The organism is Thermopolyspora sp. NPDC052614, assembly GCF_040678635.1.
GTDB lineage: Bacteria > Actinomycetota > Actinomycetes > Streptosporangiales > Streptosporangiaceae > Thermopolyspora.
The window spans coordinates 97,758-122,785 of the sequence record NZ_JBFATZ010000011.1 but is presented as its reverse complement, the minus strand read 5'-3'; the positions used below and the strand labels follow the sequence as shown (position 1 = coordinate 122,785).

Below are 25,028 nucleotides of genomic sequence, written 5' to 3'. Positions count from 1 at the left end.
CAGCGCGCCGGGCGGAGCGGTCAGTGGCCGGCGTCCTCCCAGGTACGGCCGACGCCCACCGAGACCTCCAGCGGGACGCGCAGCGCGTAGGCGCCGCCCATGCGGCCCACCACCAGCTCGCGCAGCCGGTCGAGCTCGCCCGGCGCGACCTCGAACACCAGCTCGTCGTGGACCTGCAGCAGCATGCGCGAGCGCAGGCCCTCCTCCCGGATCGCGGCGGCGACGTGCAGCATCGCCACCTTGATGATGTCGGCGGCCGACCCCTGGATGGGGGCGTTCAGCGCCATGCGCTCGGCCATCTCGCGGCGCTGCCGGTTGTCGCTGGTGAGGTCGGGCAGGTAGCGGCGGCGACCGAGGATGGTCTCGGTGTAGCCGTCCTTGCGCGCCTGGGCGACGACCGCCTCGAGGTAGTCGCGCACGCCGCCGAACTCCTCGAAGTACTCCTCCTTGAGCGCGCGGGCCTCGGCCACCGGGATGTTGAGCTGCCCGGCGAGGCCGAAGTCCGACAACCCGTAGGCGAGGCCGTAGTTCATCGCCTTGATCCGCGCCCGCAGCTCGCCGTCGATCTGCTCGGGCGGCAGGTCGAACACCCGCGACGCGGTGGCCTTGTGGAAGTCGTGGCCGGACTCGAAGGACGCGATCAGGGACTCGTCGCCCGACAGGTGCGCCATGATGCGCAGCTCGATCTGGCTGTAGTCGGCGGTCAGCAGGGTCTGGTAGCCCTCGCCGACGACGAAGCCCTGCCGGATGCGGCGGCCCTCGGCGGTGCGGATCGGGATGTTCTGGAGGTTGGGCTTCTCCGAGCTGAGGCGGCCGGTGGCGGCCCGGGTCTGGTTGAAGGTGGTGTGGATGCGGCCGTCGTCGCCGATCTCCTTGATCAGGCCCTCGACGGTGGTGCGCAGCTTGGTCTGGTCGCGGTGGCGCAGCAGGATCGTCGGCAGCTCGTGGTCGGTCTGCGCGGCGAGCCAGGCCAGCGCATCGGCGTCGGTGGTGTACCCCGTCTTGATCTTCTTGGTCTTGGGCAGGCCGAGCCGTACGAACAGGATCTCCTGCAACTGCTTGGTGGAGCTCAGGTTGAACTGCTCGCCCACCACCCGGTGGGCCTCCTCGACCGCCTGCTTGACGGCCGCGCCGAACTCGGCCTCAAGCCCGGACAGGTGGTCACGGTCGGCCGCGATGCCCGCGCGCTCCATCTCCGCGATCACCCGCATCAGCGGCAGCTCGACCTCGCGCAGCAGGCGGGTGCCGCCGCGCGGCTCCAGGTGCGCCTCCAGGGCGTCGGCGAGCTCGCGCACCGCCCGCGCCCGCAGGGCGAGGTCCTCGCCCACGTTGTCGGCGGGGTCGTCGAACAGGGCGGCCTGCCCGTTGGTCTCGGCCTCGGCGCGCAGCTCGCGGTTCAGGTACCGCTTGACCAGGTCGTCGAGCGGGAACGAGGCCTGGCCGGGCAGCGCCAGGTAGGCGGCGAGGGCGGTGTCGCAGGTCAGCCCGCGCAGGTCGAGCCCCTGCGCCCACAGGGCGAGCAGCGGCCCCTTGGCGTCGTGCAGCGCCTTGGGGCGCGCTTGGTCGCACAGCCAGGCGTGCAGGGCCGCCTCGTCGGCGGGGGTCAGCGTGGTCAGGTCGAGATAGGCCGCGGCGTCGTCGGGGGCGGCGATCGCCAGGGCGTCGATTCGGCCGGTGCCGCTGCCGTACACGCCCTGCACGGCCAGGCCGGCGCGGCCCTCGGGCATCGCCTCCAGCCAGGCCGTCACCTGGTCGGGCCCGAGGACGGTCAGGGCCACCTCGAAGCCCTCGTCGGCCTCGGGCTCCCCGGCGCCCTCGCCGAGCACCTTGAACAGGCGGTCGCGCAGCTCGCCGCGGAACTGCAGCGAGTCGAGCAGCTTGTGCACGCCGTCGCGGTCGAGCGGCCCGCGCCGCAGGTCGCCGATCTCGACGTCGATCGGCACGTCCCGGCGCAGCTCGGTGAGCTGCCGGTTGTGGATGACCTGCCCCAGATGCTCGCGCAGCTTCTCGCCGACCTTGCCCTTGACCTCGTCGACGCGGTTGACCAACTCCTCCAGCGAGCCGAACTCGCGCACCCACTTGGCCGCGGTCTTCTCCCCCACCCCCGGGATGCCCGGCAGGTTGTCGCTCGGGTCGCCGCGCAGCGCGGCGAAGTCGGGGTACTGCGCCGGGGTGAGGTCGTACTTCGCGACGACCTCCTCGGGGGTGAACCGGGTCATGTCGCTGATGCCGCGCCGGGTCATCAGCACCGTCACCTTGTCGCTGACCAGTTGCAGGTTGTCGCGGTCGCCGCTGACGATCAGGACGTCCATGCCCTGCTCGGCGGCCCGGGTGGACAGCGTGGCGATCAGGTCGTCGGCCTCGAAGCCGGGCACCGACAGGTGGGGGATGCGCAGCGCGTCGAGCATCTCGTGGATGAGGCTCATCTGGCCGCGGAAGTCCTCGGGGGTCTCCTGCCGATTCGCCTTGTACGCCTGGAAGGACTCATGCCGGAAGGTCGGCTCGGAGCGGTCGAAGCACACCGCCACGTTGCCGGGCCGCTCGTCGCGCAGCAGGTTCACCAGCATCGAGGTGAAGCCGTACACCGCCTCGGTGTGCTGGCCGTCGGTGGTGACGAGGTTGGCCTCCTTCAGCGCGTAGAAGGCGCGGTAGGCCAGGGAGTGCCCGTCGAGGAGCATGAGACGGTCACGGACGGGAGTCGCTTCGGTCTTCGGCACAAGTGCAGCCTAGTCCGCGGCTCCGACAGAAACACCGTGGTCGGCGGAGGCCGGAGGGCCGATGACCATGAAAGATTCCCAAGGATCCGTTCAGATCCCTTTACTCCCCCCTTTGCGCATACCCCACAAGGGTCGCTAGCGTGGTGTCGCCAGAGCCCGTAGGAGACCGAGTAGACAACGTGCGCCGCCCCTTCCCCCGGATTCCCGGCGATCGCCGGGGGCTCCTGGGAGAGACGGCGTCACGGACCCAAAGGTCACAGCCTGCGGGCTCGCCGCTTTCCGGGTACCGCCACCGGCCCGCGACCGGAATTCCCTCTTCATGAAATCCCCGTTCCCGCGCCCCCCCGTTCCCGCGGACCCCGTTCCCACGCGTCCTGAGAGCGGCGCCCCCCGAGCGTGTACGGCCGTCCGGCGCTCCCCGCGTGACCGTCTCGGTGTGCCCCCGGAGCCCGGGCGCCGGGCCCTCCGCGACGGCTCGCGGTTCCACATCGTGGTGCGATGACCTGCGCTCTGACCTGCGATATTTTTTTGCTCACACCGGAGAAACACCCTGGTCACCGATCGGTGACGAGAGGTTCGTATTCATGCGGGACCGGATTATGCTCCGCCACGTCATCGCATGCTTCGTGCGAGGTGGCGTGTCAGGGGGCATAACCCCACCATGACCTAAAGAGGGAGCACCATTGCGCAGAGCCGTGATCGCGTTCACGGCCTTCCTGGGTGGACTCATCTTCCTGCTCGCGGCCGGCGCCCCTGCGGCGTGGGCCGAGGACGAGGGCCTGAGGGGCACACTCCAATACCAAGGCCAGCCAGTGAACGGTGTGAAAATCAGTGTGGCGACGGAGGACGGTAAACCCGTCGGGGACGCCACCACCGCCGCCGACGGCACCTGGGAGGTTCCGCTCCCCGGACCGGGCACGTACAAGGTCACCATCGACCAGAGTACGCTTCCCCCCACCGTCGAACTGCGGTTCAAGGAACGGACGACCCTGACGCTCCAAGTGGCCGAAGGGCAGCGGCGCACCGCGTTGTTCGCCCTCGTCCCCAAGGGCCAGGGAGGCGAGGCGGGCACGCCGACCGCGTCGGAGCCCTCCGTCTGGGAACGCGCGGCACAACTGGCGTTCGAGGGGCTCAACCTCGGCCTCATCATCGCGCTGGCCGCCATGGGCCTGTCACTGATCTTCGGCACCACCGGGCTCACCAACTTCGCCCACGGCGAGTTGCTCACCCTCGGCGCGCTGATCGCCTACTTCTTCAACGTGACCATCGGGATCCAGCTCATCCCCGCCGCCATCATCGCGGTGATCATCGGTGGCGCGCTGGGGTACGCACAGGACAGGTTCTTCTGGGGAGTGCTCCGCCGACGCGGCAGCAGCCTCATCGCCATGATGATCATCTCGATCGGCATGGCGTTGTTCCTGCGCTACCTGTTCCTGTTCCTCTTCGGCGGTGAGAGCGCTCCCTACGCCGACTACAACGCCCAGCCGGGCATGCAGATCGGCCCTATCTCGGCCACCCCGAAGAACCTCGTGGCCATGGGCATCGAGATCCTGGTGCTGGTGATCGTCGGATTGGCCCTGCTCAGGACCCGCACCGGCAAGGCCGCGCGGGCGGTGGCCGACAACCCGGCGCTGGCCGCGTCCTCCGGCATCAACGTGGACCGGGTCATCCGCATCATCTGGACGGCCGGCGGCGCGGTCGCCGCCCTCGCGGGCATCATGCTCGGCCTGTCGCAGAACCTGAACTACCAGATGGGCCTGAACATCCTGTTGCTCGTCTTCGCCGGAGTCACGCTCGGCGGTCTCGGCACCGCGTTCGGCGCCCTGGTCGGTTCCCTGGTGGTGGGGCTGTTCATCCAGCTCTCGACGCTCTGGGTGGCCACGGAGCTGAAGACCGTCGGCGCCCTGCTGGTGCTCATCCTCGTCATGCTCTTCCGGCCGCAGGGCATCCTCGGCCGACGCGAGCGCATCGGCTGATCGGAGACCTCCGTGGACTGGCTATCCATTATCGTGACCACGGTGGAGGCCGCCATCGGCCTGGAGACCGTGGTCTACGCTCTCGCCGCCATCGGCGTCAACATCCAGTTCGGGTACGCCGGACTGCTGAACTTCGGCCAGGCGGCGTTCCTCGGCGTCGCCGCGTACGGCATGGCCGTCACCGTCGCCACCTTCAAGCTGCCGTTCTGGCTGGGCATCATCATCGGCCTGGTGGCAGCGGTCGCCCTGGCCTTCGTGCTGGGAATCCCCACGCTGCGCCTGCGCGCGGACTACCTGGCGATCGTCACCATCGCCGCCGCCGAGATCGTCCGGCTGATCTTCCGCTCGGTGCAGTTCTCCAGTGTGTTCGGCGGCTCCGACGGCCGCCAGGGCTTCGCCGACGGCTTCTTCGCCATGAACCCCTACGCGCCCGGCGAGTACGGCATCGGCCCGTTCGGCTTCAACGAGCGGGTGCTGTGGGTGCTCACCATCGGTTGGATCCTGGTCATACTCTCCTGCCTGCTGGTCTACATGCTGATGAAGAGCCCCTGGGGCCGGGTGCTGAAGGCGATCCGCGAGGACGAGGACGCCGTGCGCAGCCTCGGCAAGAACGTCTTCTCCTACAAGATGCAGGCCCTGGTGCTCGGCGGCGTGATCGGCTCCCTGGGCGGGTTCATCTTCGCCCTCGGGCAGGCCTCGGTGCAGCCGGACCTGTTCAGCACCGAGTTCACCTTCTACGCCTACACCATCGTCATCCTGGGCGGCGCCGCCCGCGTGTTCAGCCCGATCGTGGGCGCCGCCATCTTCTGGGTCCTGCTGGTCTTCATCGGCAACACGCTGAGCGAGATGGTGGGCGCCGGCGTGATCCCGTCCTCGATCATGACGGTGAACCAGGTGGGCTCGGTGCGCTTCATGCTCGTCGGTCTCGGCCTGATGCTGCTGCTCATCTTCCGGCCGCAGGGTATCTTCGGGGACAAGAGGGAGATCGCACTCGATGCACGCTGACCAGAAGCCCGCCGGAGACGCCACGCTCACTCCCCGCAAGGCCGCCGCACTGGCCGCCTTCGAAGGGCTGCCGCACGAGCCCGGGGTCCCCAAGCCCGACCCCATCCTCGTCGTTGACAACGTCGTCCGCCGGTTCGGCGGCCTGACCGCCGTCAACGTCGAGCACGTGGAGATCCAGCGCGGCTCGATCACCGCGTTGATCGGGCCCAACGGCGCCGGCAAGACCACGTTCTTCAACCAGCTCACCGGGTTCGACACCGCCGACTCGGGCACCTGGACGTTCAACGGCAAGCCGATGAACGGCGTGCCGGCCCACCGGGTGGCCCGCGCGGGCATGGTGCGCACCTTCCAGTTGACCAAGGCGCTGTCCAAGCTCACGGTCCTGGAGAACATGCGCCTGGGCGCGCAGGGCCAGCGCGGGGAGAACTTCTTCACCTCGCTGTTCCCGGGCCTGTGGCGCCAGCAGGAGCAGGAGATCACCGAACGCGCCGAGGAACTGCTCGAGCGCTTCAAGCTCGCCGCCAAGCGCGAGGACTTCGCCGGGTCTCTGTCGGGCGGCCAGCGCAAGCTGCTGGAGATGGCCCGCGCCCTGATGGTCGGCCCCGAGATGGTCATGCTCGACGAGCCGATGGCGGGCGTGAACCCGGCGCTCACCCAGTCGCTGCTCGGGCACGTCAAGGACCTGCGCGAGCAGGGCATGACCGTGCTGTTCGTCGAGCACGACATGGACATGGTGCGCGACATCAGCGACTGGGTCATCGTCATGGCCCAGGGCGCGGTCATCGCCGAGGGCCCGCCCTCGACGATCATGTCCGATCAGCGGGTCATTGACGCCTACCTCGGCGCCCACCACGACGCTCCGCTGTCGGTGGAGGAGGAGCAGGAGCAGCTGCACGAGGCCGAGGCCGAACTTGAGGCCGAACTGGGCGTCACCCACGAGGAAAGCCCGGAGCCCGTCGTGGCCGACGGCACGAGCGATCCGGATCCGTCGGACGAGCCTGCTGAAGAGCCTGCGAAAGAGAACGTGAAGGAGCGGGCCGAGTGAGCGAGGAACCCATCATGACGCCTGAGCCCGAAGCGCCGCCCGTGGAGGAGATGACCTCCTCGGCCGCCGTCACCGACCGCTCGGAGCACCTGGAGGGCGCCAAGGACGCCGTGCTGCGCTGCGACGAGCTGTACGCGGGGTACCTTCCGGGCGTCAACATCCTCAACGGCGCCGACCTGTACGTGAAGGAAGGCGAGCTGATCGGCATCATCGGCCCCAACGGCGCCGGCAAGTCGACGCTGCTGAAGTCGATGTTCGGGCTGGTCAACATCCGCAGCGGCACCGTGCGGCTCAAGGGCGAGGACATCACCAACCTCAAGGCCCACGCGCTGGTGGCCCGGGGGGTGGGGTACGTCCCGCAGACCAACAACGTCTTCCCCAGCCTCACGGTCGAGGAGAACCTGGAGATGGGCGCCTTCCAGGTGCCCAAGAAGTTCAAGGAGCGCTTCGAGTTCGTCTGCGAGATCTTCCCCGCGCTCGGCGAGCGGCGCAAGCAGCGGGCGGGCTCGCTGTCCGGCGGCGAGCGGCAGATGGTCGCCATGGGCAGGGCGCTGATGACCGAGCCGTCGGTGCTGCTGCTCGACGAGCCCTCCGCGGGCCTGTCCCCCAAGCTGCAGGACCTGGTGTTCATCCAGGCGCAGCAGATCAACCGCGCCGGCGTGACGGTGATCATGGTGGAGCAGAACGCGCGCCGCTGCCTGCAGATCTGCCACCGCGGCTACGTGCTCGACCAGGGCCGCAACGCCTACACCGCCACCGGCCGGGAACTGGCCAACGACCCCAAGGTGATCCAGCTCTACCTCGGCACCCTCGCCAAGGCCTGACGACAGCCGTCACGACGCCCCGCCCTCAGCCGGCGGGGCGTCGTCGTTTCACGCCATCCCGCACATCGCCGTGGCCTCCGCACGGCCTTTAGCGGCAAACTTGGCTTTATGTCGCAAATCACCCAATGGCCGGGCGCTCGCCGAGTCCTGGCCTGCGCCCTGCTCGCCGTGGTCGTCCTTCCGCCCGTGGCCGCGTGTCAGTCCTCCTCCCCCCGCGCCGACGGGCATGCCGGTTCGCCCAGCCCGTCGGCGCGTACCGACACCACGGGGACCACTGGGAGCACGGGGGTCGCCGCCGGAACCTACGTGACCGGAGCCAAGATCACCGACAACGCGTGCGCACGGGTGATCTCCGCGATCGGTTACCTCGATCCGCTGCTGCTGCCGAGCGGCGAGGAGAAGCGGCAGCGGTACGACGACGCCGTGCGCGGGCGCTTCGGCTACGTGGCCGGGACCATCGCCGAGTACGGCTCGCGCCTGCCGGATCAGGCCCGCGAGGCGGCGCGGCAGGTCGGCGAGATCTCCGAGACGATGTCCAGCGCCTCCACCGAGGACGACCGCCGTCCCGGGCTGATGCGCGACTACCGGAAGGCGAGCCAGGCCATCGCCACGGCCTGCGCGACGCAGCCGAGTTGAGCCGCACGCAGGGTTGAGCGGCGCAGGGCTAAGCGCACGCAGGGGGTTGAGCGGGCCTGGGCGAGGGCCCCGATCCGCCACGGTCACGTGCTCGGCCGGGGCCGCGACGCCTCCACCGCCGACGGCCGGGCTCGGCTCGACGGGTGGAGGCCGACCTGAGCAACCTGACGGGCCGTACAGCGACAGGGGCCCCGATCCGAGGATCGGGGCCCCTGCCTATCTGTTCGATTATCGACTCAGACGATCGTGAAGATCACCCGGCGATCTTCCCCTTGCTGTAGTCGATGTTCTTGTACTCGTTGTTGTCGCCGTACTGGTAGATGCCGATCGTGGCCTCGGCGGGGTCACCGGCCTGGTTGAACTCGACCGGACCGCTGATGCCGTCGTAGTCGATGTCCTTGCCGGCCGACAGCAGGTCGTTGCAGGACTTGAAGTCGTTGCACTTCTCGCCGCCGCTGCTGACCTCCTGCAGCTTGGCCGCGATGTCCTTGCCGGCATCGCTCTTCGCCGCGACGGCGGCCAGGGCGATCAGGTTGGCCGCGTCGTAGGACTCGGGGCCGTAGCTGAAGTCCTTGAGGTTCGGGTCGACCTCACGCATCTTCTTCTGGAAATCCTCCGGAGCTGCCGCGCCCGGCAGGGTGCCCTTGGCGCCGTTCAGCGTGCCCTTGGGGAAGCCGTCGTTGCCGGTGCCGTAGTTGGCCAGGTTGCCGTCGACGAAGTACCACTTGACCTTGTCGGCGGTCAGGCCCTGCTTGACCAGCTCAGGAACGATCTTCTTGGTCTCGTCGAAGCCGATGATGGCGATCGCCTTCGGGTTCGCGGCCTTGATCTTGGCGACGTCGGCGGAGAACTCGGCCGCCTTCGGGTCGTAGATGACCTTCTCCACGACCTGGCCGCCGGCGCTCTCGACCGCCTTCTGGGTGTTGTCGGCCAGACCGGTGCCGTACGCGTCCTGGAGGGCGAGGATGCCCACGGTGTCGCTGCCGTCGGCGACGATGAGGTCGCCGAGGACGCGGCCCTGCAGGACGTCCGGCGGAGCCGTACGGAAGTACAGGCCCTTGTCGTCGTAGGAGGTGAACTGGTCGGAGGTGTTGGCCGGGGAGAACTGGACCACACCGGCACCGGTGATCTTGTCGATCACGGACAGCGACACCGAGGATGAGGCGGCGCCGATGATCGCGTCGGCCTTCTGCTGCAGCAACTTGTCAACCGACTGCGAGGCAATGTTGGTCGAGGTGTCACCGGAGTCGGTGTCGATCTCAACGACCTGCTTGCCGAGTACGCCGCCGGCCTCGTTGATCTCCTTGACCGCCAGCTTGACGCCCGCGAACTCCGGCGGGCCGAGGAAGGCCAGCGAGCCGGTCGACGGCAGCAGCGTTCCAATGGTGAGAGTGCCGTCGCCCTGCGCGGCGGCGGGCGCCGAGGAAGCCGCCGGTGCCGACGTCGTGGCCGGCGCGGCGGTATCGTCGCCACCGCTACACGCCGTCAGAGCGAGGCTGGCTGCCGCGGCGACGGCCAGCACCCGCCCGATGGGGGCAATGCGGATCATGAAGCATCTCCTTCATCCAGGCCCGGGAAATGTCAGCGCTGCCGACCCGTCCCGATCGAATGCTCGAAAGCTATAGAACGTTCCGTCCTGCGACCAGACGCGCATCAGAACTGTGGACGGTTGGATGCTGAGTCGTAATAAGTCCTCAACTTACCTGCCACCGGCCTCTGACCTGCGGGCTTCAGCGTCACACGATCACTTCTGCGTCTCGCCGGACGGGCCGTCGCCCCCCGTCGCCTCACTGACCACGATCTGTGCCACCTGCCTCATGCTCATCCGCCGATCCATCGACGCCTTCTGGATCCAGCGGAACGCCTGCGGCTCGGTCCAGCCGTGCTGGGTCATGAGCAGCCCCTTGGCCCGCTCGACCAGCTTGCGGGTCTCCAGCCGCTCGGTGAGCGTGGTCACCTCCTTCTCCAGCGCCGTGATCTCCTCATGGCGGCTGATCGCCATCTCGATCGCCGGCACCAGGTCGGACTTGGTGAACGGTTTGACCAGGTACGCCATCGCGCCCGCGTCCCTCGCCCGCTCCACCAGGTCGCGCTGGGAGAAGGCGGTGAGGATCAGGCAGGGGGCGATCCGCTCGGACACGATCCGCTCGGCGGCCGAGATGCCGTCGAGAATCGGCATCTTCACGTCGAGGATCACCAGGTCGGGGCGCAACTCGCCCGCCAGCTTGACCGCGCTCTCCCCGTCACCGGCCTCTCCGACGACGGCGTATCCGTCCTCCTCCAGCATCTCCTTCAAATCGAGGCGGATCAGCGCCTCGTCTTCCGCGATCACTACTCGCCGTTGAGAACTCACGAGCAAGAGCGTACCGATGTCCGGTAGATTGGGTACACGCCCGGGATGCCGGTGGATGCGCTGACCTGCTAGAGTCGTCTACCGATCTTGGGTTCGGCCCCGGTATCCCAATTGGCAGAGGATGCGGATTCAAAACCCGTAAAGTGTGGGTTCGAGTCCCACCCGGGGCACACGAAAGACCCGTCCGGCCTGCACCGGACGGGTTTTCTCGTCTAGGGGCCCTCGTCTGGGGCCCTCGTCTTGGGTACGTCAGCGGGCGGACGAGACGGCCGAGCCGATGACGTGCACGCGCAGGGCGTTGGTCGATCCGGGGTTGCCGGGGGGCGAGCCGGCGACGATGACGACCTTGTCGCCCTTCTCGCAGCGGCCAAGGGAGAGCAGCGCCGACTCGACCTGGCGGACCATGTCGTCGGTGTGGTGCACGAAGGGGACCTGGAAGGTCTCCACGCCCCAGGTCAGCGCGAGCTGGCCGCGCACCTCCGGGGCGGAGGTGAAGGCGAGCAGCGGGATCGGCGAGCGGTAGCGGGCCAGGCGGCGGGCGGTCTCGCCGGACATGGTGAACGCCACCAGGGCCTTGGCGCCGACGATCGCGCCGACCTCGGCGGCGGCGCGGGCGATCGCGCCGCCGGTGGTCTCCGGGAGGCGCTCGAAGGTGTGGGTGGCCTGCAGCGAGTTCTCCTCGGCCGCGGCGGCGATGCGGGCCATGGTCGAGACCGCCTCGATCGGATGGCTGCCGACCGAGGTCTCGCCGGAGAGCATGACCGCGTCGGCACCGTCCATGACCGCGTAGGCGACGTCGGAGGCCTCGGCACGGGTGGGCCGGGGGGCGCTCATCATCGAGTCCAGCATCTGGGTGGCGACGATGACCGGGTGGGCCTTCTCCCGGCACAGCTCGATGGCGCGCCGCTGGACGATCGGCACCTGCTCCAGCGGGAGCTCGACGCCGAGGTCGCCGCGGGCGACCATGATGCCGTCGAAGGCGTCGACGATCTCCTCCAGCCGCTCGACCGCCTGCGGCTTCTCGATCTTGGCGAGGAGCGGGAGCCGTACCGCCTCCTCGTCCATGATGGCGCGCACGAGGTCGGCGTCCTCGGGGCTGCGCACGAACGACAGGGCGATCATGTCGAAGCCGGTGCGCAGCGCCCAGCGCAGGTCGGCCTCGTCCTTCTCGGTGAGGGCGGGGGCGCTGACCGCGACGCCGGGCAGGTTGAGGCCCTTGTTGTCGGAGATCATGCCGCCAACGACGACGCGGGTGCGCACCCGGGTGCCGTCGGACTCGATGACCTCCAGCACCAAGCGGCCGTCGTCGACCAGGATCGTGTCGCCCGCCCGGACGTCGCCGGACAGCCCCTCGTACGTCGTGGACACCTGGTCGCGGTCGCCGGGAACGTCCTCGGTGGTGATCGTGAACACGTCACCGAAGCCGAGGCGCACCGGTCCTTCGGCGAAGCGGCCCACGCGGATCTTCGGGCCCTGCAGGTCGGCGAGGACGCCGACGCCGCGACCCTGCTCGGCGGCCGCGGCCCTGACCCGGTCGTATACCTCCTTGTGCAGCTCGTGGCTGCCGTGGCTGAGATTGAACCGGGCCACGTCCATCCCGGCGGCGATGAGCTCGCTGAGCCGCTCCGGCGAGGAGGTTGCGGGGCCGAGTGTACAGACGATTTTCGCGCGACGAGTCACGGGTCAAGCCTAATTGGTCCAGACCAATGGCGAGACGCGGACGCCCAACCGGACCACGAAATGTCGATGAAGTAACGCCTCTTCCGGCGCTCCCCCACGGCGATCTAGCCTGCGCACTATGCGGCTTATCAGGGCTTTCGTGGTGACACTCATTCTAGCCGCCGCCGTGCCCGGCTGTGGCGGGCCGGAGGCGCGGGAGCCGGCGCAGACCGCCCCGCCTCCCGGAGTGTCGGTGAGCCTGGCGCAGTGGCGTTCGGACGAGGCCGACCACCGGCTGGAGGTGGCGGTCAGCAACGCCACCGACACGCCGATCAGGTTCTCCCGGGTCCAGCTCGTCACCGGGTCCTTCGCGACGCTGCCGCCGTACCCGGTGGACACCGTGCTCGGCCGCACCCCGCGCACCGACCTGCGCATCCCGTACGGCGAGGCGGTCTGCCCGGACGACCGGATCCCTTCGGTACGGCCCGCCGCCGTGCTCGCCGACGCCCGCGTGGGCGACGGCCCGGAACGCCGCATCCGGTTCGACCTGCCGCACCCCGACCCGCTGCTGACCCGCCTGGTGAACGAGGAGTGCGGCGCCCACCTGCTGCGGCGGAAGGTCAACATCACCTTCGGCGACTCCTGGCGGCCCACGCGGGTGAAGGGCGTGGAGGGCATGGACGCCATGGTCGGCACGCTGCACATCGTCCGCGGCGTCGGCTCGGAGGAGATCGAGATCGCCGATCTCGGGAACACCACCCACTTCACGCTGCGGGCGATGTCCGGCCGCACCCGGCCCGTCGTCGTGCTGCCCGCCGGGCGGTCGCGCCTGGACCTGCCGGTCATGCTCTACCCGTCCCGCTGCGACCCGCACGCCTTCGCGGAGGCGAAGAAGGCCTACCTGTTCCCGATCCGCGCCTCGGCGGGCGGCGGCGAGCCGCTCCTGCTGATCGCCTCGCCGTCCCGGGAGATGCAGTTGACGTTCACGAACTACGCGCGCAAGGCGTGCGGCCTGCCCGGCTCCTGAACGCCGGTCATCGGGAGACGGTCATCGGGAGACGGCGGCGGCTTTGGCGGCGTCGACCAGGCCGCGGCCGTAGAAGCCGTTCCTCGCCCGGCCGCCCTCGCACACCTGGACCGTGTTGTCCGGGAACCGTACGGCGCGCGGGGTCGGGCAGGGCAGCTCGGTGGCCGTGTCGTACAGCAGTTCCTCCACCTTCGCCGGGTCCATGGTGAGGCCCTCCTTGCCCTCCTCGCCGAAGCGGCTGATCAGGATCGCCGCGACGCCGGTGGCGTGCGGGGCGGCCATGGAGGTGCCCTCCAGGTATTGGAAGTAGGCGCACTCGCCGTCCCGGCACTCCCGCACCACGGAGTCGTCGCCGGGGGTGCCGTCCGCGTTGATCTTCCCGGCCTGCCGCAGCACCCGCTCCGGGGCGGGGGCGAGGACCCCGCGGGCGGCCGGGGAGAGGTTGCTCGATGCGTCGGAGGAGTCTCCGCCGGGGGCCGAGACGTCGGTCTGCTCGATGCCGTAGTCGGAGTAGAACGCCTTGCGCTCGCTCGGCCCGACGGCCGAGACGGAGATCACGCCCCGCGCCTCGGTGGGCATGCTGAGGCAGGCGTTGGTCACCTTGCGCTGCCGTTCGGCGTTCTTGGGGAAGTCGGGGCTGGTGTCATCGCTGACGATCCTGCCCAGGTCGGTGCCGCCGTTGCCCATCGCGGAGATCAGCGTGACGCCGCGCTCGCGGGCGTAGTCGAGGGCGCGCTGCATGCCGGTGAGGATGCCGGCCTGTTCGAGTTGCTCGGCGCGGGAGTCCCCGGGGCTCGACGCGCAGTTGAACAGCCACGGGTCGATGTAGAAGCTCATGTTGACCACGTCGATGCCGTTGTCGCCGGCGTAGGTGAGCGCGTCCATGCTCGGCTTGAGGAAGAAGAAGCCCGAGTCCTGGCCCGCGCGCAGGTTGACGAGGGTCACCCCCGGGGCCACCCCGGCGATGCCGAACCCGTTGATCGGCGAGGCGACGGTGCCGGCGACGTGGGTGCCGTGGCCGTCGTCGTCGACGTCGACGGGATCCCTGCAGCTTTCCACCTCGCAGGGGCCGTCGATCGTCTCCCCGTTGGGGTCCTTGGGGATGTCGACGACGAAGTTGCGGCTGAGCTCGCGGTCGAAGTTCGGGGCGATGTCGGGGTGCTTCCCGTCGATTCCGGTGTCGATGATGCCGACCAGGACCTTCTTGTCGCCCGGGGCGGCGGCGTACGAGCGGGAGGCGGTCGCGCCGATCATCTTCATGTCCCACTGCTTGGCGGCGAGCGGCTCGGGCTCGACCCGCCGCGGGGAGGCGACGCCGGGCAGCCGCACCGGGCCGCTCTTCGCCGCCCGCCACGTCGTCGGCGTCATCGGCCGGGAGTCCGGGAGGGGGTCCAGGAGGGGGGCGTAGCGGGGCCCTCCGCCCGGCAGGGAGCGGGCGCGCCTGGCCGCGCCGGCGGTGGCGCCGATGCGGCTGTTGGCGGTGACGCCGACGACCGCCGGGTTCTCCCCGGCCTTCTCCGGGAAGCCCTTGGGGGCCTGCCGTACGACGAGGTAGCCGAGCGCGGCGTTGTCGGTGCCGGGCACGCCGCCCGCGGCCTCGACGGCCTTGACCGCCTCGTCCTTCTTTCCGGTCGCGTAGAAGACCAGGTAGTCGTCGCCGGGCGCCGTCCCGCTCTTGCCGCCCGTCGTCCCCGCGCCCGTCGTCGTGCCGCCGGCGGGGCCGCTCGCCGTCGCCGTGGGGCGTCCCGCTTCGCCCGGCGCGCGCGGCGCGGCGTCCTGGCCGCTGGTCGCGTTCACCAGCAAGGTGCCGGCTCCGATCACCCCGGCCGCCGCGGTCACCGCCAGAGCCGCCGTCAGGCTCCTGCTCCCCCGCCTCCGCCCCCGCATCGACCACCCTCCCTAACCCGGCCGGCACAGCGGCCCGGTATCGGAATCCTCCCCGCAGTCCCAGATATTCGCCAACTTATCCAAGTAAGCACGACATATCTGGGCAGTGACGGTGATGTCCCCCTACGACACAAGATCATGCTGAAACGCGATCACGCGGCCCCCCAAGGGGAGACCGCGTGACCGAACGATGTATCCGCGTTGACGCGGCAGGATGATGGCCGGATGCCGCCGCCGGGGCTCAGGTCAGCGGGCGGGCCGTCGGCGGGATCGGCCTGGGCAGCACGGTGGCGCCGCTCAGATAGGCGTCGACCCCCGCCGCGGCGGAGCGCCCTTCGGCGATCGCCCACACGATCAGCGACTGCCCGCGTCCCATGTCGCCCGCGACGAAGACGCCGTCCACCGACGACATGTACGACTTGTCGCGCACGACGTTCCCGCGCGCGTCGTAGAAGCCCTCCGGATTCCCCGACATCTCGGCGAGGTCGGTGAGCAGGGCCCCCTTCTCCGGCCCGAGGAAGCCCATCGCGAGCGTGACCAGCCCGGCCGGGATCTCCCGCTCGGTCCCCGGGATCGGCCGGAAGCCCGTCGCCGGGCCTTCGACGTCCACCACCCGCAGCGCGGCGACGTTGCCCTTGCCGTCGTCGACGAACTCCAGGGTGTTCACCGCGTACACCCGCGCGCCGCCATTGTCGGCCAGTTCCTCGTGGGCGCTCTCCATCTTGAACAGCATCGGGTACGTCGGCCACGGCTGGCCGGCGGGCCGGGTGGCGGGCGGCCGCGGCATGATCTCCAGCTGGGTGACCGAGAGGGCCCCCTGGCGGATCGCGGTGCCGATGCAGTCCGCGCCGGTGTCGCCGCCGCCGATCACGACCACGTGCTTGCCCTCGGCCGAGACCGGCGAGACCGGGAAGTCGCCCTCCTGCACCTTGTTCGCCGGCGGCAGGTACTCCATCGCCTGGTAGACGCCCTTGAGCTCGCGTCCGGGCACCCGCAGGTCACGCCAGGCGGTGGCCCCGCCCGCGAGCACGATCGCGTCGAAGCGCTCGCGCAGCTCGGCCGCCGTGATGTCCACGCCGACGTTGACGTTGGTGCGGAACTCGGTGCCCTCCGCGCGCATCTGGGCGATGCGCCGGTCCACGTGCCGCTTCTCCATCTTGAACTCGGGGATGCCGTAGCGCAGCAGCCCCCCGACGCGGTCGGCGCGCTCGAACACCACCACGTCGTGGCCGGCGCGGGTGAGCTGCTGGGCGGCGGCGAGCCCGGCCGGGCCCGACCCGACGACCGCGACCTTCTTGCCGGTCTTCACCGCCGGCGGCCGCGGCGTGACCCAGCCCTCGGCGAAGGCGCGGTCGATGATCTCGACCTCGACCCGCTTGATCGTCACCGGGTCGGAGTTGATGCCGAGCACGCACGCGGACTCGCACGGCGCCGGGCACAGCCGCCCGGTGAACTCCGGGAAGTTGTTGGTGGCGTGCAGCCGCTCGATCGCGTCCCGCCAGTCGTCGCGGTAGACCAGGTCGTTCCACTCGGGGATCAGGTTCCCCAGCGGGCAGCCGTTGTGGCAGAACGGGATGCCGCAGTCCATGCAGCGCGCCGCCTGCCGGGTCAGGGCCGGGCGGGGGAAGTCCTCGTACACCTCGCGCCAGTCCTGGATGCGCACGTCGACCGGGCGGCGGGCCGGCAGCTCACGCGCGTGGGTGAGAAAGCCCTTCGGGTCAGCCATCTGTTTCCTACTTCCGATCAAGCCTGTGGCGGGCGGGACCCGGCGAGCGCTCGGCGGATGGTCGCGAGCGCTCGCCCGGGGCGGGTACGGCGGCGGAGAAACGGCCGCGGCTACCCGTGCGAGGCGGCCATGATCGCCTCATCGACGTCGCGCCCTTCGGCCTCCGCGGCGGCCCGCGCGGCGAGGACCCGCTTGAAGTCCAGCGGCATGATCTTGCTGAACCTCGGCAGCGCGAGCTCCCAGTCGGCGAGCAGCGCCTTGGCGACGGTGGAGCCGGTCTCGGTCAGGTGCCGCTCGACGATCTCGCGGAGGAACTCCGAGTCCTGCTCGTCCGGCTCCTCCAGGGCGACCATCTCCCGGTTGACCCGCTCGGGCTTCAGATCCAGCACGTACGCGATGCCGCCCGACATGCCGGCCGCGAAGTTGCGGCCGGTGGGCCCGAGCACCACGGCCCGGCCGCCGGTCATGTACTCGCAGCCGTGGTCGCCCACGCCCTCGACGACCGCGGTCGCGCCCGAGTTGCGCACGCAGAACCGCTCGCCCACCAGGCCCCGGATGAACACCTCGCCCGAGGTCGCGCCGTACAGGCCGACGTTGCCCGAGATCACCTGGGTCTCCGGCGCGAACGGCGCGTCGGCGTGCGGGCGGACGACGATCCGCCCGCCGGACAGGCCCTTGCCGAGGTAGTCGTTGGCGTCGCCGGTCAGCCGCAGCGTGATCCCCTTGGGCACGAACGCCCCGAAGGAGTTGCCCGCCGAGCCGGTGAAGCTGACGTCGATGGTGTCGTCGGGCAGCCCGGCGCCGCCGTACCGCCTGGTCACCTCGTGGCCGAGCATGGTGCCGACCGTGCGGTTGACGTTGCGGATGGGCAGTTCGAGCGTGACGCGGTCGCCGTACTCCAGCGCCCCCTCGGCGAGCTGAATGAGCGTGTTGTCCAGCGCCTTGTCCAGGCCGTGGTCCTGTTCGGCGACCCTGCGCAGCGGCGTGCCCTCGGGCAGCTCGGGCTGGTGCAGGATCGGCGACAGGTCGAGCCCGGCGGCCTTCCAATGGTCGAGCGCCGCCTGCGTGTCGAGCATCTCGGCGTGGCCGATCGCCTCGTCCAGGCTGCGGAAGCCCAGCGCCGCCAGGTACTCGCGCACCTCCTCGGCGATGAACTCGAAGAAGTTGACCACGAACTCCGGCTTGCCGGTGAAGCGCTTGCGCAGCTCGGGGTTCTGCGTGGCCACGCCGACCGGGCAGGTGTCCAGGTGGCACACGCGCATCATCACGCAGCCGGACACGACCAGCGGGGCGGTGGCGAAGCCGAACTCCTCCGCGCCGAGCAGCGCGGCGATCACCACGTCGCGGCCGGTCTTGAGCTGGCCGTCCACCTGCACCACGATGCGGTCGCGCAGGCCGTTGAGCAGCAGCGTCTGCTGGGTCTCGGCGAGGCCGAGCTCCCACGGCGCGCCCGCGTGCTTGATCGAGGTCAGCGGGGAGGCGCCGGTGCCGCCGTCGTGACCGGAGATCAGCACCACGTCGGCGTGGGCCTTGGACACGCCCGCCGCGACCGTGCCGACCCCGACCTCGGCCACGAGCTTGACGTGCACCCGGGCCTTGGGGTTGGAGTTCTTCAGGTCGTGGATGAGCTGGGCGAGGTCCTCGATCGAGTAGATGTCGTGGTGCGGCGGCGGCGAGATGAGGCCGACGCCCGGGGTGGAGTGCCGGGTCTTGGCGATCCACGGGTAGACCTTGTGGCCGGGGAGCTGGCCGCCCTCGCCGGGCTTGGCGCCCTGGGCCATCTTGATCTGCAGGTCGTCGGCGTTCACCAGGTACTCGGAGGTGACGCCGAAGCGGCCGGAGGCCACCTGCTTGATCGCGCTGCGCCGGTTCGGGTCGTACAGGCGCTCGGGGTCCTCGCCGCCCTCGCCGGTGTTGGACTTGGCGCCCAGCCGGTTCATGGCGATGGCGAGGGTCTCGTGCGCCTCCATCGAGATCGACCCGTAGGACATCGCGCCCGTGGAGAACCGCTTGACGATGCTCTCGACCGGCTCGACCTCCTCGATCGGCACCGGCGGGCGCACGCCCTCGCGCAGCTTGAACAGCCCGCGCAGCGTCATCAGCCGCTCGGCCCGCGAGTCGACCAGGCCCGTGTACTCCTTGAAGATCTCGTACCGGCGGGTGCGGGTGGCGTGCTGCAGCTTGAACACGGTCTCGGGGTTGAACAGGTGCGGCTCGCCCTCGCGCCGCCACTGGTACTCCCCGCCGACCTCCAGCCGCCGGTGCGCGTTCTCCGCCCGCGGGTAGGCGCGGCGGTGCCGCCGGGCGACCTCCTCGGCCAGCTCGGCGAAGCCGACGCCGCCCAGGCGGGAGGTGGTGCCGGTGAAGCAGGCGTCGATGACCTCCTTGCCGAGGCCGAGCGCCTCGAAGATCTGCGCCCCGGTGTACGAGGCGACCGTGGAGACGCCCATCTTCGACATGATCTTCAAAACGCCCTTGCCGTACGCCTTGATGAGGTTGCGCACGGCCTTGGCCGGATCGACGTCGAGCCGGCCTCCGGCGCGCCCGTCACGGGCCATGTCCAGCACGGTCTCGATGGCGAGGTAGGGGTTGATGGCGCTGGCGCCGTACCCGATGAGCAGGGCCATGTGGTGGCACTCGCGGGCCTCGCCGGTCTCGATCACCAGGCCGACCCGGGTGCGGGACTTCTCCCGGATCAGGTGGTGGTGCACCGCGCCGGTGAGCAGCAGCGACGGGATCGGCGCGTGCACGGCGTCGGAGCCGCGGTCGGACAACACGATGATGCGCGCGCCGTTCTCGATCGCCCGCGACACCTCCAGGCAGATCTCCTCCAGGCGGTGCAGCAGCGCCTCGCCGCCGCCCGCGGCCGGGTAGAGGCCGGAGACCACGTACGGCTGGAAGCCGGGCAGCGCGCCCTCGTCGTTGATGTGGACGATCTTGGCGAGCTCGTCGTTGTCGATCACCGGGTACGGCAGCACGAGGCGGCGGCACGAGGCCGGGCCGGGGGCGAGCAGGTTGCCCTCGGGGCCGATCGTGGTCTGCAGCGAGGTGACCAGCTCCTCCCGGATCGCGTCCAGGGGCGGGTTGGTGACCTGCGCGAACAGCTGGCTGAAGTAGTCGAACAGCAGCCTCGGCCTCTCCGACAGCACGGCGACCGGCGTGTCGGTGCCCATCGAGCCGATCGGCTCGGCGCCGGTGCGGGCCATCGGCGCGAGGATGACGCGCAGCTCCTCCTCGGTGTAGCCGAAGGTCTGCTGCCGCTTCACCAGCGTCTCGCCGGTGACGATCTCGCGGCTGCGCTCGGGCAGCTCCTCGAACCGGACCAGTCCGGCGTGCAGCCACTCCCCGTACGGCTCCGCCGCCGCCAGCTCGGCCTTGATCTCGTCATCCTCGATGATCTTGCCCTGGGCGGTGTCCACCAGGAACATGCGGCCCGGCTGCAGCCGGCCCTTGCGGATCACCTTCTCCGGCGCGATGTCGAGCACGCCGGCCTCGGAGGCGAGCACGACCAGCCCGTCGTCGGTCACCCAGAACCGTCCCGGGCGCAGGCCGTTGCGGTCGAGCACCGCGCCGACGAGCGTGCCGTCGCTGAAGGTGATCGACGCCGGGCCGTCCCAGGCCTCCATCAGCGTGGAGTGGAACTCGTAGAAGGCGCGTCGCGCCGGATCCATCTCGGTGTGGTTCTCCCACGCCTCGGGGATCATCATCAGCACGGCGTGCGGCAGCGACCGGCCGCCCAGGTGCAGCAGCTCCAGGACCTCGTCGAAGGAGGCGGTGTCGGAGGCGTCGGGGTCGCAGATCGGGAACAGCCGCCGCAGGTCGCCGGGGATGAGGCCGGTGGCGAGCATCGCCTCGCGGGCGCGCATCCAGTTCCGGTTGCCGCGGACGGTGTTGATCTCGCCGTTGTGCGCGATGTACCGGTACGGGTGCGCCAGCGGCCACGACGGGAAGGTGTTGGTGGAAAAGCGCGAGTGGACCAGGGCGATGGCGGTGTCGTAGCGCTCGTCCGACAGGTCGGGGAAGAACCGCTCCAGCTGCGGCGTCGTCAGCATCCCCTTGTAGACGATGGTCCGGCTCGACAGCGAGGCGAAGTAGACGTTGGCCTCGTGCTCGGCGCGCTTGCGCAGGCAGAAGACGAGGCGGTCGAGCGCGACGCCGGTCTCGCCGCCCGGCGAGGCGACGAAGAGCTGCCGGAGGAAGGGCATCATCGCGCGGGCGCTCGGGCCCGGGATGTCGGCGCCGTACGGCATGTCCCGCCAGCCGAGAACGGTGAGGCCCTCCTCGGCGGCGATCTCCTCGATCCCGCGCACCGCGACCTCGCGCGCCGACGGGTCCGTCGGCAGGAAGGCGATGCCCGCGGCGTACGCGCCCGCCTGCGGCAGCGGGAAGCCCACCACCTGCCGGAACAGCGCGTCGGGTACCTGAGTGAGAATGCCGGCGCCGTCTCCTGTGTCCGGTTCGCTGCCCTTGGCTCCTCGATGGTCGAGGTTGCACAGCGCCGTCAGGGCCTTGGCGACGATGTCGTGACTGCGGCGGCCGGCGACGTCGGCCACCATGGCCACGCCGCAGGCGTCGTGTTCGTGCGCGGGATCATATAGGCCCTGGGGCTGCGGAAAGCCGAGGTGGGCAGCAGGCATGAATTCCCTCCTGTCGTCTCGTCTGCATGGTTTACAGGCAAGAGGGACGACGTTGGCCCTGCTGCAGTTAGGTGTAGAGAGAGTACCTCACCATGTCGGAAAGGTCCCCCCCAGGTCTGGATCGCGAACATTCACCGTCCGTGTCCAGCCGGTCGATCGGAGCATATCCTCCGTTCCGAACGGTCCGGTACGCAACCCTATTCCCCAGGACATCCTGATTCACGCCTCGCATCGGTCGCGGGTGCGCCAGGAGGGTCAACAGAGGGTAGACGCTGGTCCCGGAGGGTCAAGGGGTCGTCATGCGCGGCCCCCGGCGGAGTCACGAACGGGGGTTAACGATCACGAAAACCGAGGGAAATCTCACTCGAAAAAAGCTGATATCGGTCACTCGGCATCGACGACGCGCTGCTGGAGGGCGCGTCCGAGGCCGTCGAGGGCGAGCTGCGGGCCCGTCAGGTCGGGCCGCTCGTCGCCGACCGGCCCCACCCAGCTCAGCGTCACGAAATGGCCGAGGGCGCGGGCCTGCGCCCAGCTTCTGGCGGCGTCGAACGAGGCGGGCTGATCGGGGGCGAGCCGGGCGAATCCCCGCCCCGCCGCCGGATCCACTGCGGCGACCAGGGCGTCCGCGGCCGTCGCGTCGGCCATGTTGAACACCAGGAACTGCCCGGAGACGTCCCCGTCCCGGCTCGCGTACACCGCGCGCAGGACCTGGGTGCATCCGGCGAGCGCCTCGGCCGCCTCGCCCGACACGACGCTCGCGCAGTCCCCGGTCAGGCTCGCCGACCGGCGCACCATGGCCACGCCGCCCGCCTTCACCGTGGCGGTCGCCGGGCCGAGCACCTCCTCCCGCGTGAGCGGGCGCGGGTCGCGCTCCCGGGTGGCGATGGGGGCGTAGATCGCGGTGGACCGCTCCCCCCGGTAGGTGCGCGGGGCCGCCGGCTCCTCGCCGTCCAGCCACACCCAGGCCGCCCCGCCCGCGCCCACGGCGAGGACGACGATCACGGCCACGACCACCGCGGCACGTCCCCACGTGCCGTCCCAGATACGGCCCAGCATGACCCCCGACCTTACCGGGGCTGCGGCGTCGCGGCCTCGCCGCCCGCCGCCACCACCCGCGCGAACACCGCCTTCTCCGCCCCCCGTACGGCGAGCGCCAAGGCGACGAAGTCGTCCCTGGCCGTCGGCTCGGCCCCGTCGGCGCGCCCGACCCAGACCAACGCGGCCAGGTGCCCCATCGCGTGCCCGCTCGCCTCGGTGTAGCCGTCGGCGGGGAAGACCGCCGAGGGGTCATCAAGCGGGCGGACCCAGCCATCCCGGTGCAGCGTGGTCAGCGCCTGGACGAAGCCGTCCGCCGCGGCGACCCCGGACATGTTGAACAGGGTGTACTGGGCGACGTACCGGCCGTCGGCGCTGCGGTAGAGCCCGCGCACCGCCTGCGTGCAGCCGGTCTCGGCGAGTTTGGCGAGCAGTTCGTCGCCCCACAACGCGACCGAGCAGTCCTTGTCGGCCTGCCGCTGCACGAGCCGCAACGTGATCTTCCCGCTCTTCAACGTCTTCACGCGGAAGATCTCCTCGGCGGTGAGCGGCGCCGGGTCGCTCTCGCGGTCGGCGATCGGCGCGAACTGCGGCAGCGATCGCCACCCCTGGTAGTCGTCGGGCCGGGCCAGGTCGATCCGCAGGGCGCCTCCCGCGGCGGCCGGGGGCGGCTCCGACAGCTCCGCGACCCGCGCGACCAGCACGGTGAGCACGATCGCCATGGCCAGTACGGCGGCGCCGCCGGCGATGCCGAGCAGAACGCGCTGCTGCCGCTCGTCCAGACCCCAGTCGGCGAGCGCGCCCAGGGACCACGAGGACCTGCGCCGCTTGGAGCGCTTGTCCGCCTTGCGTTTCCCGCTCGCGCCCGCCGCCGCCGACGCGGGCGGCGACTCGACGAAAGGTGGCTCAACGGAGTGCGGCTCAACGGGAGGCGGCTCGCCGTCCGCCTGTTCGGTGAACCAGCGTCCGGCCGTGACCCGGCCCCGGGACGGCGTCCCCGGCGCGGGCCGCACCGGGCGGTCGGGGAACGGCCCCGCGGGCGGCGCCTGATCCCCGGGCGGATACTGCGCGAACGGCCGCCCGCCGGGCGGCATCGCCTGCGCGGGCGGGTTCGCGGCAGGATGGCCGGTCGTCGGCCGGGCCGCGAACAGCCCGCCCGGAGGGTCGGAATCCGCGGGCGGGCGGTACCCCGCCTGATCGTCGGCGTACCGGCGACGCGGAGGCTGGTCCGGGGACGGGTGGTTGACGGGTGGCTGTTCGGCGGGGGCTCGCCGCGCCGGCCGCTCGGCCGAGGGCGGCCGGACCGCCGACCGCTCGCCCGTGGCGTCCCGCCTGCGGCGGCGTGGCCTGGCGCGCCCCCCGCGCCCGCCTGACGTCATCGCTGGCCGGCCCCCCGGTCGGGCACGGGCTCGGCCGCCTTGCCCTCGCCGGAGGTCTCATCCCGGCCGGCCTTGTCTTCGTCGGTTTGGTCTTCGCCGGTCCGATCTCTGTCAAGCTCTTCCTGGTCCGCCTCGCCACGGAGATGCGCGGGGTCGGGATCGTCGTCCGCGCGCGCGGCCGCGGTGGTCTCGACCTCGTCGCCGGGCTCCGCCCGCGTCTCGTCCTCGTCGGCCGGGTCGGCCGCGTCTGACGGGTCGGCGGGGTCGGACGGGTCGGCCGCGTCGGCGGGGGCGACATCGACGCCGAGCGACTCCTCGGTGGTCTTGTTGCGGGTCGCGTAGAAGTACACGACGGCACCGATGAAGATGACGATGGAGGTCCACTGGTTGAGCCGCAGGCCCAGGATCTCGTGCGCGGGATCGACGCGCATGCCCTCGATCCAGAAGCGCCCGAGGGTGTAGCCGGCGACGTACAGCGCGAACAGCCGGCCGTGGCGCAGGACGAAACGCCTGCCCACCCAGATCAGCACGAGCCCCAGCGCGAGGTCCCACAGCGACTCGTACAGGAACGTCGGGTGGTAGGTCAGCTCACCGGGCACGGTGCCCGGCCTGCCCGGGTCGATCTCCAGGCCCCACGGCAGGTCCGTCGGCCCGCCGAACAGCTCCTGGTTGAAGTAGTTGCCCCAGCGGCCGATGGCCTGCGCGATGACGATGCCGGGCGCCAGGGTGTCGGCCATCGCCGACAGCGAGATGCCCCGTCTGCGGCAGCCGATCCACACGCCGACCGCGCCGAGCGCGATCGCGCCCCAGATGCCGAGGCCGCCGTTCCAGATGAACAGGGCCTCGATCGGCTCGTTGACCGCGTCGGGCCCGAAGTACAGCTGCCAGTCGGTGATGACGTGGTAGAGCCGGCCTCCGACCAGGCCGAAGGGCACGGCCCAGACGGCCAGATCGGTCACCGTGCCGGGCGCGCCGCCCCGCGCACGCCAGCGGCGCTCGCCGATGATGACGGCGGCGACGACGCCGAGGATGATGCAGAACGCATAGGCCCGCAGCGGAATCGGACCCAGGTACCAGACCCCCTGTGACGGGCTGGGAATCGACGCAAGCGGCATGCCAGGG

General features: G+C 70.6%; 15 protein-coding genes, 1 tRNA gene and 1 pseudogene. 7 read left to right on the top strand and 10 right to left on the bottom strand.

The features are described from left to right. Window positions 1–20 precede the first annotated feature (20 nt). Window positions 21–2,678, bottom strand: a complete 2,658-nt coding sequence (gene polA / locus AB0K60_RS23560) for a DNA polymerase I (RefSeq protein WP_364059143.1) — start codon at window positions 2,676–2,678, stop codon at window positions 21–23. A 722-nt stretch (window positions 2,679–3,400) separates the two neighbouring features. Here polA and AB0K60_RS23555 point away from each other — a divergent pair. The 5 genes and pseudogenes from AB0K60_RS23555 to AB0K60_RS23535 all read left to right on the top strand — a co-directional run bounded on the left by AB0K60_RS23555 (window position 3,401) and on the right by AB0K60_RS23535 (window position 8,203). Further along, complete coding sequence (locus AB0K60_RS23555) at window positions 3,401–4,693, top strand: branched-chain amino acid ABC transporter permease (protein ID WP_364058744.1); 1,293 nt, start codon at window positions 3,401–3,403, stop codon at window positions 4,691–4,693. 42 nt (window positions 4,694–4,735) lie between these two features. Further along, window positions 4,736–5,698: a branched-chain amino acid ABC transporter permease gene (locus AB0K60_RS23550; protein ID WP_364058741.1), complete on the top strand. Its 963-nt coding sequence runs from the start codon at window positions 4,736–4,738 to the stop codon at window positions 5,696–5,698. Beyond that, window positions 5,688–6,554, top strand: a pseudogene (locus AB0K60_RS23545) (ABC transporter ATP-binding protein); the annotation flags it as partial. The gene AB0K60_RS23550 and the pseudogene AB0K60_RS23545, both read left to right, overlap by 11 nt. Before the next feature lie 239 nt (window positions 6,555–6,793). Continuing rightward, window positions 6,794–7,567 (top strand): ABC transporter ATP-binding protein, encoded by a 774-nt coding sequence (locus AB0K60_RS23540; protein WP_364059140.1) that lies wholly within the window; start codon window positions 6,794–6,796, stop codon window positions 7,565–7,567. Window positions 7,568–7,675: 108 nt separating this feature from the next. Beyond that, window positions 7,676–8,203 carry a hypothetical protein gene (locus AB0K60_RS23535; protein WP_364058738.1) on the top strand — a complete coding sequence of 176 codons (528 nt, stop codon included), beginning with the start codon at window positions 7,676–7,678 and terminating at the stop codon, window positions 8,201–8,203. 253 nt (window positions 8,204–8,456) lie between these two features. On the opposite strand, the gene AB0K60_RS23530 is transcribed toward AB0K60_RS23535, so the two are convergent. Beyond that, a complete protein-coding gene (locus tag AB0K60_RS23530) occupies window positions 8,457–9,752 on the bottom strand; it encodes an ABC transporter substrate-binding protein (protein WP_364058735.1) in 1,296 nt (431 codons plus the stop codon). Window positions 9,753–9,947: 195 nt separating this feature from the next. Next, on the bottom strand, window positions 9,948–10,556 hold the full coding sequence (locus tag AB0K60_RS23525; RefSeq protein WP_364058732.1) for a response regulator: 609 nt from the start codon (window positions 10,554–10,556) through the stop codon (window positions 9,948–9,950). 96 nt (window positions 10,557–10,652) lie between these two features. On the opposite strand from AB0K60_RS23525, the gene AB0K60_RS23520 reads away from it, so the two are divergent. After that, window positions 10,653–10,726, top strand: a tRNA-Leu gene (locus tag AB0K60_RS23520). A 79-nt stretch (window positions 10,727–10,805) separates the two neighbouring features. Here AB0K60_RS23520 and pyk read toward each other — a convergent pair. Next, a complete protein-coding gene (gene pyk / locus AB0K60_RS23515) occupies window positions 10,806–12,236 on the bottom strand; it encodes a pyruvate kinase (RefSeq protein WP_364058729.1) in 1,431 nt (476 codons plus the stop codon). A 139-nt stretch (window positions 12,237–12,375) separates the two neighbouring features. On the opposite strand from pyk, the gene AB0K60_RS23510 reads away from it, so the two are divergent. Beyond that, window positions 12,376–13,242: a hypothetical protein gene (locus AB0K60_RS23510; RefSeq protein ID WP_364058726.1), complete on the top strand. Its 867-nt coding sequence runs from the start codon at window positions 12,376–12,378 to the stop codon at window positions 13,240–13,242. Between the two features lie 21 nt (window positions 13,243–13,263). Here the strand turns inward: AB0K60_RS23510 and AB0K60_RS23505 are convergent, their stop codons facing one another. From AB0K60_RS23505 to lgt, 6 genes are all read right to left on the bottom strand, one after another. Continuing rightward, complete coding sequence (locus tag AB0K60_RS23505) at window positions 13,264–15,129, bottom strand: S8 family serine peptidase (protein WP_364058723.1); 1,866 nt, start codon at window positions 15,127–15,129, stop codon at window positions 13,264–13,266. 241 nt (window positions 15,130–15,370) lie between these two features. Continuing rightward, on the bottom strand, window positions 15,371–16,855 hold the full coding sequence (locus tag AB0K60_RS23500; RefSeq protein WP_364058720.1) for a glutamate synthase subunit beta: 1,485 nt from the start codon (window positions 16,853–16,855) through the stop codon (window positions 15,371–15,373). A 110-nt stretch (window positions 16,856–16,965) separates the two neighbouring features. After that, entirely contained in the window at window positions 16,966–21,492 is a 4,527-nt protein-coding gene (gene gltB / locus AB0K60_RS23495; RefSeq protein WP_364058717.1) for a glutamate synthase large subunit, read from the bottom strand. Between the two features lie 384 nt (window positions 21,493–21,876). Continuing rightward, window positions 21,877–22,548 (bottom strand): hypothetical protein, encoded by a 672-nt coding sequence (locus AB0K60_RS23490; RefSeq protein WP_364058715.1) that lies wholly within the window; start codon window positions 22,546–22,548, stop codon window positions 21,877–21,879. An 11-nt stretch (window positions 22,549–22,559) separates the two neighbouring features. After that, entirely contained in the window at window positions 22,560–23,906 is a 1,347-nt protein-coding gene (locus tag AB0K60_RS23485) for a hypothetical protein (RefSeq protein WP_364058712.1), read from the bottom strand. After that, on the bottom strand, window positions 23,903–25,021 hold the full coding sequence (gene lgt / locus AB0K60_RS23480; protein WP_364058709.1) for a prolipoprotein diacylglyceryl transferase: 1,119 nt from the start codon (window positions 25,019–25,021) through the stop codon (window positions 23,903–23,905). The genes AB0K60_RS23485 and lgt overlap by 4 nt, the downstream gene beginning before the upstream one ends. Between the last annotated feature and the right edge of the window lie 7 nt (window positions 25,022–25,028).

Coding starts and splice junctions, on each gene's coding strand:
- AB0K60_RS23530 (WP_364058735.1), bottom strand. CDS start 9,752: ATGATCCGCATTGCCCCCATCGGGCGGGTGCTGGCCGTCGCCGCGGCA.
- AB0K60_RS23485 (WP_364058712.1), bottom strand. CDS start 23,906: ATGACGTCAGGCGGGCGCGGGGGGCGCGCCAGGCCACGCCGCCGCAGG.
- AB0K60_RS23540 (WP_364059140.1), top strand. CDS start 6,794: ATGACCTCCTCGGCCGCCGTCACCGACCGCTCGGAGCACCTGGAGGGC.
- AB0K60_RS23535 (WP_364058738.1), top strand. CDS start 7,676: ATGTCGCAAATCACCCAATGGCCGGGCGCTCGCCGAGTCCTGGCCTGC.
- AB0K60_RS23500 (WP_364058720.1), bottom strand. CDS start 16,855: ATGGCTGACCCGAAGGGCTTTCTCACCCACGCGCGTGAGCTGCCGGCC.
- polA (WP_364059143.1), bottom strand. CDS start 2,678: ATGCTCCTCGACGGGCACTCCCTGGCCTACCGCGCCTTCTACGCGCTG.
- gltB (WP_364058717.1), bottom strand. CDS start 21,492: ATGCCTGCTGCCCACCTCGGCTTTCCGCAGCCCCAGGGCCTATATGAT.
- lgt (WP_364058709.1), bottom strand. CDS start 25,021: ATGCCGCTTGCGTCGATTCCCAGCCCGTCACAGGGGGTCTGGTACCTG.
- AB0K60_RS23505 (WP_364058723.1), bottom strand. CDS start 15,129: ATGCGGGGGCGGAGGCGGGGGAGCAGGAGCCTGACGGCGGCTCTGGCG.
- AB0K60_RS23490 (WP_364058715.1), bottom strand. CDS start 22,548: ATGCTGGGCCGTATCTGGGACGGCACGTGGGGACGTGCCGCGGTGGTC.